Raw genomic sequence first — 13,661 nt, 5'->3', positions numbered from 1 at the left:
CGGGGGCGGTGACTCTCACCGGTTGCCTCCGCGCCGTGCCATGCGGCGAATCGCGCACAGGGCGGCGATGATAATAAAATAGTAGATGCCGGGAGCCCCGCCGCCGCCTCCGTTTCCTCCGGAATTGCCGCTGTCGGGAGGATTGTTAGGGAGAATTTCCAGCGTCCCGCGTGCGACGCCCGTGTAACGCGGGTCGTTGACCGTCGCGACCACCGAGTGGAAGCCCGCCGCCGACGGGACGGAGGATGCGCCGTCATAGGTGACGTCGACCGCCAGGTTTGCGGGCTCGGTCGTGACCATCACAGGGCGGGGCGCTCCGGTATGGATCTGCCTCAGATTGGCGAGCTCGACCCTGGCGATCGCCTTGTCTGCCACGAGCGCCGGGCGGTAATAGGCGAGGCTGTGCTCACGCGAGCCGAAACCGACTTGATAGCCGGCGCCGGATTGCGTGGCCGCGACCCGCACCGAGAAATAACCATCGCCTGCCGCCTCCGCCTTCGCGCGTTCCGTCACGTCAATCGCGAACGCCGAGCTTGCGATGCATCCGGCACCGCTGGCGAACAGCTCGCCGGTGCCGGCGGGTCTGGTGTTCCACGTGAGCGCGTTCTCGGCCCAGAGGTCGTCGGCGACAAACTCGCATGACAGCCGCGCCTCCCCCGCCGCCGTGCCCGTGGCCACGGGCACAAGGACGAGCTTGATCTCCCCGGCCCCCGCGAGGCTCGCGACATTAAAGCGGAAAAACGCCTCGCCCGTGTTCGCCCCGTCAAGCTGGACGGGCAGAACGGAGGCCGTGCCGAAATTCCCGGACGGGCTGCCGCTGCGCGCATAAGCATCGGCGGACGCGGAAATCCACCCCAGCTCGCCGCCATTGCAGGCGCCCCGCAGCGGTGGCTCGGTCGCGCTCACGGGATTTCCCCAATAGTCCAGGCCGCCGTTGTTCGCAATCAACACGCCTCGATTGACTTGCGCGTAAAGCGGCGAATCGGAGCGCAGTTTATATCCATCCACGCTGTCAATTCCATCCCCGCCCGAGCCCGGTGCGGCGAACATCGGGTCGAGCGTGAGCTTGCGTGCGTCCGCCGGCTCGTCCACCGGATGGTTGCCGTAAAAGACATTGGCCTCCCAGGCGATGTTTGTGGCCCGTGGATCGGTGCGATAGTGGCCGGTGCCGAAATTCATGAATATATTATTTTGTATTTTCCAGTTTTTTGCCCAGCCATTCCATGTCTTGAATAAAATGAGATCCGCGATGGAGTCGCCGGGGACAAAAATGGTATTGTTATATATCTGGATGCGGTCGGTCGGCCCGGCGGCAGTGATGATGTTGTGGTGGTCGTTCTGGCTGATGTTGTAGCGGGCGATGCAATTTGTCGCCGGCGGATTCGTGCCGTTGGCGTTGTCGCCGTCGGCGCACACAAGGAGAAAGCCGCCCTCGTTGTCGTGGCTGTAGTTGTATTGGAAGATTCCCCCGTCCTGCCGAAAGTCTATGTCCAGCCCCTGCCCGTCCATGGTGGTGCGGGTGAGGCACGCCTCGTTGTATTGGAACACGGTCCCGTCGGCGTTGTTGGCCCACAGGGCGCAAGCATACGAGTTGCTTCGCGCGTTGGCATCCTTGACTATATTATATTCGACCAGAGTGTCCCGGGCGATGCGGATGGTGATGCCGTCGCCGCCGATGTCGTCGAGCAAGTTGTTGCGGATGACGATGCCGGTCGAGGGCACCCATGGCGTGCCCGCCCCCCTCGACCACCATTCGGAGCGGATGGAGATGCCCACTCGGTTGACATTGTGGATGACGCAGTCCTCGACCCTTGCGTCGTGAAACCAACTCTGTCTCCGCGCCGGGTCGCCCCAGGGGGCGGTATGGACCATAAAGCAGATGCCGCCGGTTTTCTTCGCCTCGTCGTCACTGGCGGCGTTGTCCCCGGTGACATCATGGATGAAGAGATTTTTTATATAAATGTGCTCCAGCTTGCCGCAGTCGAACGCCTCCACTCTCACGCCGAGCATCTGCCCCGGCGTCGCCGACTGGTTGGTGATTTCGAGGTTGGAGACCTCCCAAAAGGACACATTGTATAAATAGATTACGGCCAGGGTGCCGTTTCCATTGATAATCGGGTCGTTGCCCTCGCCATAAGCGTCGATGCGTATGGGGTTGCCGGAAGCACCGCTGCCCTTGGCGCGCAGGAATCCCGCCCACACGTCCCCGCGGCGGAGCAGGATGGAGTCCCCCGGCGCGTAGTCCGCGGAGCTGTCGGCCAAGGGGCCGGCGTTCGCTCGGCCAAGCGTGCGCCATGCGTTGCCGGGGGAGGCGCCATCATTGGCGTCATTGCCCTCGGCGGACACGTGGTAGGCCGTCGCAAAGATGCTTGCGGGGGCAAGCAGGATGCAGGAGAGCAAGATGATGGCAGTAGGGTTTTTCATGGGCAAGAGGGGGATGGTTTATTCGACCGGGATGCCGGCAACGACATGCCGGTTGACCTTTATTTCGGCGGATTCCAGGCGCGCCCGCGCAAGCAGGTGAACGCGTTCCTCGAAATATCGGCTGCGGATGATGCTTCTTGCCCGTTCGATTGGCAGAATGCCTTCCCGGCTGTTGAATATGCGTGTTTTGTTCTTTTCATAAAACTCGCGTTCCCAATCCTCCCCGGGGCCGGATTCACCGGCGCGCAAGCGATGCGCCAGACGCAGCGACAGCTGGGTTTCGCGATGGAGCCAATAGGACAGGGGAGTAAACCGGACGGGGCCGTAAATGGGGCGGCCGAGGGCGGCTGTCCTGGCCCGGTGTTCATTTTCAGCGACAAGTTCTTTCTGAAAGGCATCCCATCCGGGATCGGCGATCAAATTGTGTTCATAATAAAGAACAAGGCGGGCTTTTGCGGCGAGGGCCTCATCCAGGGCCGCCTGCTTCAGCAGTCCGGCGACGGGCATACCTTCAGCGCCGTCATGCGGCGCGTTCCAGTGTTCGGGCGAAAGCGCCTTTTGCGATGAGAACCAGCGCGTGGCATGTCCCGCCTTCATCCGCGCGATAAAAAATTTGTATTCCGAAGCGGTGATGCGAAATCCATCCAGCTCGGCGACCGCCGGTGTGGCGGGGGAGGAAGCGTTTGCATCCGGCACGATAATGAGCGACAAAAGGAGGAGGGGAAATCTCATGGCGGGAGGATTTCAAAACCAAGGGAGGGGAAATGCTGCCCGTAGGTCTGCCCCCGGCTGGTTTGATGACAACCGCCGCCCAATGCTACACGTTGAATGACGTCTTCCGGGCTGGACGCCACAAGGGCGCCGCCATTGTCCGTGCCCGGCTCAGCCGATATATGCGGACGGGTCCCCGATCCCTTTGGGCAAGGGGCGGATGCTTTTCCCATCAATCCACTTGCCTGCGATCAGGGTGAGCCGGGGAAATTCCGGGATGCCGCGCTCGTTGTGCTGCATTTTCCCGATCACCATGTCTGTCGCGCTTGCGCCCAGCAGCTCATGGTTTTTCCTCATGCCGGCGATGCCGGCTGTCTCCGGTTTTTGATCCAGGGAGATAAAACCGAGATCGCGAGGCACTTTGATATTGAGCGCGTCGAGCCAGCCGAGCACTTTTTCATCATTCATCGCGATGATCGCGTCGGGACGTGTTTTGGCATGCCAGGCAGCGAACGCTTCCTTGGTCCAATCGTAGGTTCGGAATGCCGGGACTCGCTGCCGGACCGGCACGGTGGACTGTTCCACCAGAAACCCGGACAAAAGGGCATCGCCGAGCCGCTCATCCCAGAGTTGGTGCGAGACCAGGGCGATGCGTTTGTAGCCGCGGGCCCGCGCCTGCCGGAAGGCCACGCGCACGGTCTGGCTGTGGTTGGTGCACACGGTGTCGAGGTGCGGATTCTGGGGGTTGGGATCGATGCGCACCGTGCTGAACGCGTCCCAGTCCAGCGGCAGGTCGTGCGTGAGCTTTTCAAAACTGGCGAGAATGAGGCCCGTGATGTTGCGCGCCTTGAATATCTGGCTCCAGCGCGCGGGCGTGTAGCCGGCCTGTGCCAGATTAAAATGGTCAATGTGATACCCCAGCGACTCGGCCCGCTGGCTCGCCCCTTCAAAAAACAGCCGGTGCGTGCGCAAATGTTTCCATCCCTCCCGGCCCTCCCATTCCCAGTGGCTGCAAAACCCGATCGTGACGTGGCTGTGGGTGAGGCGCCCGCCCCGCACATCCTTCATCAGCGCGCTGACCATCGGGTTGGGGCGGTATCCGAGCTTTTCGGCGGCCGCCCGCACCCGCGCCGCGGTTGTCCCGGTGATGCGGGGATCGTTGCGCAACGCGAGTCCCACCGTCGTGAAATGCACTCCGGCGACCTTGGCGATGTCCCTGATCGTTGGGGCTGAGGTCATGGGTTCTACGCGTAGAATCGAAGAGCCGTTGCACGTTTGTCAACGCTTGGTTTTATCAATTCCTGTAATATGCAAGCCCCCCTGAGAATTTGTGTCATTGGCTGCGGTTATCACAGCACGCAGTTTCATTTGCCGGTACTGGCTGAGTATAATAAGGCGCATCCCGCCGCCATTATTCTTTGCTGCGTCGTGGACAATATCGAGGCCAAGGCTCGCTCGGCGGCGGCGAAATTCGGTTTCGCCCGGACGTATGCGGACACCGACGAAATGTTGCGCGGCGAAAAACCGGACGCGTGCGTGGTGTGCACTCCCGAAGGGTTGAATGCCAGCGTCGCAATCAAATTGATGCGCGCGGGGATTCCGCTGCTGATGGAGAAGCCCATGGGCGTGACTCTTGAGGAGGCGCGCGAAGTGGTGCGGGTGGCGGCCGAGACCAAGGCACGGGTGATGATGAGCATGAACAGGCGTTATGATCCTCAGGTGCGGGCCGCGCTCGACTGGATGGCGGGGCGCCCTGCCCGGTATATACGCGCAACCATGGCACGGGTGAACCGGAAGGAGCCCGGGTTTCTTCGGGACACCGGGGTGCATATAGTTGATGCCGTCTGCATGCTGGGCGGAAATCCAGTCCGGCATTCTGGCCGGCACTATTTTTCGGGCGATTGCGCGTGGGCGCAGGTGATGATCGATTTCGAGAATGGCGCGCATGCAACGGTGGATTTGATGCCGACCACGGGGATGCATGCCGAGACGATCGAGTTGTTCGGCAATAATTATAAAGTGGAAATCCATGCCTCCGATTCGGGTTGGGGATGGCGCGCCTGGGCTGGCGGGAAACTGGAGCGCGAGGAAAAATCGGGCGCGGATTTCGACGAGTTTCTGGCCGTCAGTTCACGCGATGAAACGATGGCATTCATCGAAAATCTTATTCATGACCGCCCCCTCTATCCGCAGCCGGCGGAGGTGCTTTCCTCAACGGAGGTTTGCCATCTGGCGGCGGGGAATGCGACGCTTGCAAACACACAGCTTGTTATTTCATAATCATGACATTTCCGAAGGAATTCACCTGGGGCGCGGCGACCGCCGCTTATCAAATCGAGGGCGCCTGGGATGCCGACGGCAAGGGCGCGTCAATATGGGACGCGTTTACGCACGAGCCGGGGCGGACTTTCGAGGGCCAGAACGCCGATGTCGCCTGTGATCATTATCATCGCTGGCGGGAGGACGTGGCGCTCATGCAAAAATTGGGCTTGGGCGGTTACAGGTTTTCGTTGTCATGGAGCCGCATCCTGCCTGAGGGAACCGGTGCCGTGAATGAAAAGGGTGTCGCGTTTTATGACGCGTTGATAGATGCGCTGCTCGAAGCCGGCATAACCCCGTGGGTCACGCTGTATCATTGGGACCTGCCGCTGGCATTGCAGCGAAAGGGCGGTTTCCTGAATCGTGACATCGTGGAATGGTTCGGCGAATACGCCTCGCTTGCGGCCGGGCGTTTTGGCGACAGGGTCGGACACTGGATGACATTCAACGAACCGCCGGTCATCATCGGGTTCGGGCATCAACTCGGACAAAATGCCCCCGGGCTGCGTTTGTCGCCTGCCGAGTGTTTGCTCGGGGCTCACCATTTGCTGCTGGCGCACGGACGAGGTGTTCAGGCACTGCGGGCGGGAGCGCGCCGGCCGGCAAAAATTTCCATCGCCCATACCAGCCGGGAGCGAATCCCGGCGGAGGAGACTCCCGCTCATATCGAGGCGGCCAGGCGGGACTATTTCTCATGCAAGCAACGCAATTTCTGGGATCTGGCCTGGTGGGCCGATCCCGTGGTGTTTGGAGGTTATCCCAAGGAGGGACTGGAGCTGTTTGCCCCGGATTTGCCGCAAATCACGGATGCCGACATGGCGCTGATTTCGCAACCGATCGACTTTCTTGGATATAATTGTTATTCGGGGTGGCCGGTTCGCGCCGGGGCGAATGGGCAGACCGAGGCAGTTCCGGGCGGATGGGGGCCGGGCAATCCCAGGGGAACGCGCCCATGGCTGAGCATTGTCCCGGATGCGCCGTATTGGGCCGCGCGGTTTCAGACCGAGCGCTATAAGCTGCCTTTGGTTTTCACGGAGAATGGTTTTAATAACACTGATTTCATCCATCTCGATGAATGCGTGCATGATCCCCAGCGGATTGATTATATTTCGAGATATCTCCGCTCCATACAACGCGCCCTCGGCGAGGGCTACCCGGTGCAAGGCTATTTCCATTGGTCCCTGCTGGACAACTTTGAATGGAGTGATGGATTCAGCGAGCGATTCGGGCTCGTCCATGTTGACTATCGCACCCAAAAGCGCACGCCAAAAGATTCGTTTTCATGGTATGCCAGCGTGATCCGGGGCAACGGAAAATCGCTCGGTTGACACTCCATTCAATAAACATATGCCGCCTCAAATCCCCTCCCGCGTGACAGCCTCCGGACATCGCTCAACCAGCGAATCGGATCGCGTGTCACCGAAGGAAAAATTCGGCATTGCGTGCGGCCGGATGGTGTCCGACGGCACGCTCGGAGCCCTGCACGTGCTCATAAACCCGATTTATAACATGACTTTCGGGTTGAACCCGGCACTCATCAGCACGGTTGTTTTTATCCAGCGGCTATGGGATGCGATGCTCGATCCTTTTTGCGGCCAGTTCTCCGATAATTTCCGTTCGCGATGGGGCCGCCGAATTCCACTGATAGTGGTTTCAGCGCCGATGATCGCGGTGTTGTTCGTGGCGATATGGTGGTTCCCCGCGGATGCGGGCGAGGCTCACCTGTTTTGGCACCTGCTGTGCGTTTCATTGCTTTTCTTTGTGGCGCACGCGGTCTTTGCCATGTCCGTTGGCGGCCTTTTTGTCGAGGCCACATCAGATTATCACGAGCGAACCCGACTGGCGTCGCTGGCGCTGGCCTTTGGCTTCGCCTTTCTGATTTTGAGCCAGTGGTTTTATCCCTTGACGCAATTTTCTGTATTTCCAAGCACTGTCAGCGGCATTCGATGGGTGGCTGTGGGATGCGCCGTGATATTTCTGATCGCGGGACTGATGCCGGCTTTTTTATGCCATGAGCGCAATTACGCCCAGGTGGCGGCCCGCCAGCCGAAGGTGTCACTGCTGGCCAACCTGCGGGTGGTGCGGAACAACCGCCCGTTCATGTTTCTGATATCGGCAAGGTTCTCCGCGTGTTTTGGCTATAATATAGTGGGGATATTGTTCTTCTACATGAATGGATATTATGTGTTTGGCGGCGATCTGAAAAGAGCCGCGGTCGCGTTCGGCGTTGTCGGCTCTTCGTTTCAAATCGCCGCGCTGCTTACGACACTGTTTGTCTATCCATACTTGATAAAGCATTTCGGCAAGAGGCGCGTGTTGCAAATGGCATCGTGCGTTCTCATATTTGGATGCATCTGCAAGTTGATCGTTTACCAGCCTGAACAGCCATGGCTGCAATTGATCGTCATCTCGTGCAACGGCATCGCGAACGCGGGTTTTAGCATCGCCGCACTGGCCATGCTCGGAGATATCGCCGATTATGACGAACTGCACACGGGATTGCGCCGCGAGGCGGTGTTCACATCGCTTCTCAACTGGTTTGAGAAGGCGGGCAACTCTTTTGGTTCACTGATTGCGGGATTTGTCCTGGTCTGGATAGGATTCGATGCCAAGTTGGGGGCGCAATCGGGGCAAACACTCATGTTGATGAAGTTCCTCTATTTTCTCATTCCCCTGATTGGCGCATTGCTTTCGTTGATTTTCATACAACGCTATGAGTTGAGCGAGGAAAGGGTTTATCAAATCAAAGACGAGCTTGCTCGGCGCCACGCGGAACAACCGATAACCAAAACCACATAAATGTAATGAGAGGGGTATTTAAGGCATTTTGATTCTTTGCAACGTTCGGCCTGGATACTCTTATTAAAATATTTTTCACTGCCTGGCACAATGGCGAAAGCTCGGTTTTAGCAAGGACATCCGTATCCCCGCGACCTTCCGGCTCGGCACATTCTTAATCTTGTCGAGACTGCGATGGATCGAGGCGGATGTGGCCATTTCTTGGCTACTTCCAATAGATTGAATTCCTTATCTTGCGTATAATTAAATGGTTATGATCTGTTTTCCGGCGGCTAAGCGCGGGGCATACCGGTGTTAGAGAAAAGCGGCGCGTTTTTTGGTTATGCTTTTTTGTTTCCGCGATGACGCGGATGATTTCGCAGCTTTCGGTATCGATGATGATGTGGTTAGGAACCGGGCCGGTGCCAAAGCCGGGGTTGAGTACAGTGGTGTTTTCCCACGAATCCATCCACGCGACGGGGTTGTGGACGTGGCCGCACAGGACGAAGTCCGGGCGGTTTTGGACAAGATTGCGGGCCACGTCGTGGCTGCCGAAATCAATTTTGTTGCAGGCATTGACGGAGGTTTTCAAGTTTTTCGGCGGGTTGTGAACGACGACGATGCTAGCGCGGGCGGGCCAGCGGTCGGTGTTGTGTTTTACGACGGCGATGTGCTCGTCCATGAATTTGAAGATGTCACCGTCAATCCAGAGGTTTTCGCGGCGGCAGTTTTTGAGCCAACCGCCTTCGGCCCACACATCGGTGGCAATCGGGTTGGTCATCCAGATGTCGTGGTTACCGGTGCAGATAGCCGCCGGTGTTTTTAGGGCAGCGAGTTTTTCTCGCACTTCCTTCACCTGCGTGCTTAGCGGGTATTGGCGGCCCGACGCGCGCATGTCGAGCAGGTCTCCGGCGAGCACGAGCAAGTCGAATTTGGTTTGCTGGGCAATCAGCCAGTCGAACCATCCATGGTTGTGATGGAAATCGGCAGTGTGGAGGATGCACATGGTGGTGGGGACAGGCTGGAAATGCCCATCGGTTTATATTAAGCTGTGCCTACTGGTTTTGGCACTCCTTGGTCACTATCACACGGTGCAGATCGGAACCGACAGCGCGCGCAACGCGCACGACTCATTCAGGTTACTCCGAAATTCGGTTTGGAGTGCACAGGGCGGCGGTCAATAACGATATAGTTTCAGCTTCGGGATGTGCGGAAATATCTTCGCATCATTCGACACCAGAGGCAGTCCAAAGCGCAGCGCAGTCGCCGCAATCCAGAGATCGTTTTCTCCCATCCTGAACGGCAGGGACGCTTGCAGCCGGCCCGCGAAGATCGCCGTGTCGCGGCCCAACGCCACAGGGCGATAGCCGCGAAACATACGCCGTGTATCGGCATCCGATGCGCCCACGGCAAATTCGCCGATGGTCACCGTGCTGACCGCCTTGGGCATGCGTTTTACCTTTTGTAGAAAAGCTGCCGCCGCACCGGGAATCCCTGCGTACAACTCCTGTTCCAGATCGATGAAAAAGGTCGTGTCAAACAGCATGACGGGCGCGGCGCGGAGGCCGGGATGAGCGGACGGGCGTCGCCTGCGCCTTCGACATGCGCGCGCGCGCGGCAGATGGCATCATGCCCTTGCCTCCGTATTCGCGGAAAAGCTCATCAACCAAATCCGAGGGATCGGCGTCTTTTTCCACAAACACGCGGCGAACCATGTCGCCAAACGATTCGCGGGGCAGTTTTGCCTTTTTCATGAGGTTGTAAGCATCTTCGTCAAGCGTCAGTGTCTTCCAGCTCATGCAAAACCAATGTGTTGGGTTCCAATGTATGTCAAATGAATCTTTCTCCCCAAGGGGAAGGGATACTGGGCACTCGAGGTGGAATGAAGCATCGGGATTGTAACTGAGTCAGCCTCGGTTTTTTGGCGCCGTCGCCTTCAGCGGAGTGTCCAGCAACGCGATTTCCCCGCATTGTTGCACCCAGTGTTTTGCGTGTATATCCCGAGTTTGACGACACCGCCTGGAATTCCACGGCGGCAGTGAGGGACCATGTGCGGGGAGAGTAGTCGCTGCGCCGGTCAGAACGTCCAGCCGCGCTCCCAGCCGAAATGCAGCACGCCGTTTTCTCCGTAAAAATGGACACCGAATACCTGCGCGACGTGCTTGCACGCCTGCCCGCCATGGCCAACCGGGATGACCTCGACGCATTGCTGACCGGACGCTGGCAGCTTCCGGTCATAACCGCCTCGTAACAGCCATTGAGTTAGTGACAAAAGATGCCTGAACAAAATGAAGACGTGCCAGTCGCCTTGCATCCTATGCATCCCGGGCTGCGTGCACAGGCTCGCTGTCGACGCTGAGACGGCATTCGGGAGAGGCGGGGAGCGCGGTGATGTGATCTCGCAGATCCAGACTTGTTTTCGCTGTGCCTGCAGCGGCGGAAACGGTCAGAATCACTGTCGTCCCTTCACCCTCCTTGCTTTGGATGGCGAGTTTGCCGCGGGCGGCGTGCGCGAGGTCGCGGCACAGGCTGAGCCCGAAGCCCACGCCTTTTTCTTCATTGGTTCCCGGCATGCTTTTCACCGGCCCCTTCAGAAGCTGTGCGAGCCGGGCAGGCGGAATGCCCACGCCGGAATCCGTCACGCAAATTTCGATGTGCCCCGTTTTTTTTGCCTCGGCCGAAACGACGATGCGCCCCCCGGATGGGGTAAATTTGATCGCATTGACCACAAGATTGCGAAGGATCACCTGCAAGTGGGGCGGCGCGATCATTGCCCGCAGGCTAGCTGGCACATCGTTGATCATCTCTATCCTCTTGACCCGTGCCGTCCACCCGAGCAATCGGCAGACTTCGACGATCTCAGTCCGTATATCCGCCATCTCTGGCAGTCCACCTTTTCCGCTGCCCACTGCAGAGCCGGCACAGCCCCACACGAGCAGGTTGTTGAGCAATTCGATCTGGAGGGTGCAGGCGTGGGCGATCTCATCAGCGAGATCCGCCAATTCGCGCATGCTGAAGCGACCGGGATTATCAGCCAAGATGCGTGTCAGCGCCTGCAACGAACCTGCCGGTCCACGCAGATCGTGACCGATGAGCGAAAGCAGGCGGTTGCGGTCATTCACCATCAGAGAGAGATCTTCACTCAGGGATGTAAGCTGGCGCGTGCGCTCATCAACTTCCTTTTCAAGACGAGCAGAGTAGTTGGTTTGCAACTGAAGGTTGCGGGCCAACAGCAATCGGTGCTGCCAAGCCGTGGCGAGCGTCAGGAGTACCAGTTGGAGCGCAAGGCCGATCTGCATGGCGAAGCGAACCTCATCATCGCGCACAACAGTATCGGGACCGATGAAAACCCACAGCAAAAGTGTGAGCGTATAGGGCAGAAATGACAGCAATAGGAATCCTGATCGATGACAGCCTGCCTTCCAGCGCATCACGCTGATCCCCATCATCAATATGAAAAACACCGTCACCGTCAGCATGACACTTTGCAGGCTAAAATGCGCCGCGCGAGGCCACAGGCAGAGAAACACTTCGATCAAAACGCACACAGGAATGAGGCACAGATAGCGCAGCAAACGATCCACTCGCGGAATTTCGTGGGCAGCGTCAAGATAATGCCTCGCAAATTGGCAAAGGAAAAACAAACCCGCCGCACCGATGATGCCAATAATGATCTCGATAGGAAAGCGCTCCGGCCAAGACATCACTAATTGATACAAGCCGCTGCCGAAAAATTCCAGCGAACCAAGGAAAAATAGAAAACCTACATAATATAGTTGGAAGCGCTGCCGCCCCATTGCATAATGGAAAAGCGCATGCACCATGATGCCACTCCATAAGCCGAAGAATAAGAAATGCTGAATAAAAACGAATCGTTCCCATGCCATGAATGCGGTGCTGTCTGGCCAATAGAAAAATTGCGCGGGCAATCGCTGGTAATCGCGCACATGCAGATAGACTGTCAACGGCTGGTCGGCGGGCAGGCTCAGTTCAAAGGCAACCCAGCGTCTGGTAACACGAGGATCCTGCGAAGACACACTTGAGCCGCACAGGGTCTCGATCCATCCGCCGTCTGCCTGGGGTGTATAAAGAGCCGCATAGTCGTAGAAGCGCCAGATGAGATCGAGTATGATGCGGTGTTGTTCGATGCCAGTATTTTGGAAGATTAGCCGGTACCAGCACTCTTCTCGCGGCCGTCGGTTGAGAACCGAAGCGGATTCCGAAGGCGGCATGGGAACAAAAACACCGGCATGATCGAGCGCCACGGCATCATCGACGGTGCGCGGTGAGTGGCCGCTATTTGGGGCAAGGATGGCCGCAGTGACACCGGATACTCCTGGGACGATCTGAGTCAGGGGGGATCGCACCAAGGGCAAATAGGCCAGATAGCTCCCCACGCTTCCGGCGATCAATGCGATTATCAAAAACACAACCAATCCGCGGGCCGGTGGTGGCAACGGAGCAGGAAGTGAGCCGGGAGTCGAAGCCTTGGAGAAAGCTGCCGCAGATGGCGCAGTCAGCATGGTAATGGATTAGCTCACAGAAAATATCTAATTCGGAACGGCGAGAGCGTAATGTAATACACTAGGTCATATAGCAGAAATTTAAATCCAGTGAATTAGTTCATTTATTATATAGGTCATCTCTTGTTTAAATATTTCGTTAATAAATGCCATTTTGAAATTATATTCTTGAAACATACTGTAATGCCAAAAATGCGGCTGTTCGTTTTCAGCATGGATCCGGTCGGCAGTCGTATGGAATGTCAGCGGGATGCCATGCGGCGGAAAAACACCGTGTCGGTGTAGGTGACGCCCGATGCACCCTTGCTGCGAATGACAAGGGTGGTGAGGGCCTCGCCGTGATCGGCGGGCGCGACGGCAAGCGTGTAGTCAGTTCCGGGTTGATCCTCGGCCAGCCTGACAGTGAAGGCGGAGCCGGGATCGGAGAGGGTAACGTCGGTGACGGGAATATCAGTGCGAAAGGACAGTTGGATGTGACGGGGGGTATCATCGCCGGGCCTGAAGATAACGAGCCGGGGAGAGATTTGCAGGCGTTGCGGGATGGTGGCAACGAATTGCAGGATGGTGTCACCGGCGTCGGTGCGGAGGGTAATCGTCTTAGTTTGCGAGCCCTGGCGGGAACCGATGGTGAAGGTCACCTTGACCTCGCCCTTTTCACCGGGGGCGTAGGTTTTTTTTTCGAGCTCGGGCGTGGTGCAGCCGCAGGCAGCGTGGATATCGAGAATGTTGATCGTGGCGTTGGTGCGGTTTGCGAACGGGTAGGAGGCCGTGAGCGTGGCGTCACCGGGTTGCGAGGTGAGTTCGATGCGGGTGGTCGTCCATGTGAGTTGGGCCGGGAGCGGGGATGCGCAAAGAGCGCATACCACAGTGCACCAAAGCAGGATGCCGGATTTTTTCATGAGATCG

11 protein-coding genes are annotated in these 13,661 nt (G+C 57.9%); 3 read left to right on the top strand and 8 right to left on the bottom strand.

Annotated features, from left to right (window positions below; translation table 11 throughout):
- Window positions 1–15 precede the first annotated feature (15 nt).
- The 3 genes from OH491_RS04185 to OH491_RS04175 form a co-directional block, all read right to left on the bottom strand.
- A complete protein-coding gene (locus OH491_RS04185; protein ID WP_068769196.1) occupies window positions 16–2,424 on the bottom strand; it encodes a DUF7594 domain-containing protein in 2,409 nt (802 codons plus the stop codon).
- A gap of 18 nt (window positions 2,425–2,442) precedes the next feature.
- Complete coding sequence (locus OH491_RS04180; RefSeq protein ID WP_145928605.1) at window positions 2,443–2,931, bottom strand: hypothetical protein; 489 nt, start codon at window positions 2,929–2,931, stop codon at window positions 2,443–2,445.
- A 375-nt stretch (window positions 2,932–3,306) separates the two neighbouring features.
- Window positions 3,307–4,374: a LacI family DNA-binding transcriptional regulator gene (locus OH491_RS04175; protein ID WP_068769198.1), complete on the bottom strand. Its 1,068-nt coding sequence runs from the start codon at window positions 4,372–4,374 to the stop codon at window positions 3,307–3,309.
- 69 nt (window positions 4,375–4,443) lie between these two features.
- Here OH491_RS04175 and OH491_RS04170 point away from each other — a divergent pair, with 69 nt between their 5' ends.
- The 3 genes from OH491_RS04170 to OH491_RS04160 are packed head-to-tail and all read left to right on the top strand — an operon-like array spanning window position 4,444 to window position 8,253.
- Complete coding sequence (locus OH491_RS04170; RefSeq protein ID WP_084441903.1) at window positions 4,444–5,415, top strand: Gfo/Idh/MocA family protein; 972 nt, start codon at window positions 4,444–4,446, stop codon at window positions 5,413–5,415.
- A gap of 2 nt (window positions 5,416–5,417) precedes the next feature.
- Window positions 5,418–6,782, top strand: coding sequence for a GH1 family beta-glucosidase (locus OH491_RS04165; RefSeq protein WP_068769200.1), 1,365 nt, complete (start codon window positions 5,418–5,420; stop codon window positions 6,780–6,782).
- A gap of 19 nt (window positions 6,783–6,801) precedes the next feature.
- Window positions 6,802–8,253, top strand: coding sequence for an MFS transporter (locus tag OH491_RS04160; RefSeq protein WP_084441904.1), 1,452 nt, complete (start codon window positions 6,802–6,804; stop codon window positions 8,251–8,253).
- Window positions 8,254–8,458: 205 nt separating this feature from the next.
- Here OH491_RS04160 and OH491_RS04155 read toward each other — a convergent pair whose 3' ends face one another.
- The 5 genes from OH491_RS04155 to OH491_RS04135 all read right to left on the bottom strand — a co-directional run bounded on the left by OH491_RS04155 (window position 8,459) and on the right by OH491_RS04135 (window position 13,654).
- Window positions 8,459–9,238, bottom strand: coding sequence for a metallophosphoesterase family protein (locus OH491_RS04155; protein WP_068769202.1), 780 nt, complete (start codon window positions 9,236–9,238; stop codon window positions 8,459–8,461).
- Between the two features lie 171 nt (window positions 9,239–9,409).
- Window positions 9,410–9,778, bottom strand: coding sequence for a type II toxin-antitoxin system VapC family toxin (locus OH491_RS04150; protein WP_068769203.1), 369 nt, complete (start codon window positions 9,776–9,778; stop codon window positions 9,410–9,412).
- Window positions 9,768–10,031 (bottom strand): antitoxin VapB family protein, encoded by a 264-nt coding sequence (locus OH491_RS04145; RefSeq protein ID WP_068769204.1) that lies wholly within the window; start codon window positions 10,029–10,031, stop codon window positions 9,768–9,770. Before OH491_RS04145 ends, OH491_RS04150 begins: the two co-directional genes overlap by 11 nt.
- 516 nt (window positions 10,032–10,547) lie before the next feature.
- Entirely contained in the window at window positions 10,548–12,755 is a 2,208-nt protein-coding gene (locus OH491_RS04140; protein WP_084441905.1) for a sensor histidine kinase, read from the bottom strand.
- A gap of 242 nt (window positions 12,756–12,997) precedes the next feature.
- Window positions 12,998–13,654, bottom strand: a complete 657-nt coding sequence (locus OH491_RS04135) for a DUF1573 domain-containing protein (RefSeq protein WP_334319106.1) — start codon at window positions 13,652–13,654, stop codon at window positions 12,998–13,000.
- Between the last annotated feature and the right edge of the window lie 7 nt (window positions 13,655–13,661).

The sequence above is a fragment of the Termitidicoccus mucosus genome (assembly GCF_038725785.1).
GTDB classification, from domain to species: domain Bacteria; phylum Verrucomicrobiota; class Verrucomicrobiia; order Opitutales; family Opitutaceae; genus Termitidicoccus; species Termitidicoccus mucosus.
Note: the sequence above shows the minus strand (reverse complement) of the source record. Positions and strands in the feature narration are given on the sequence as shown.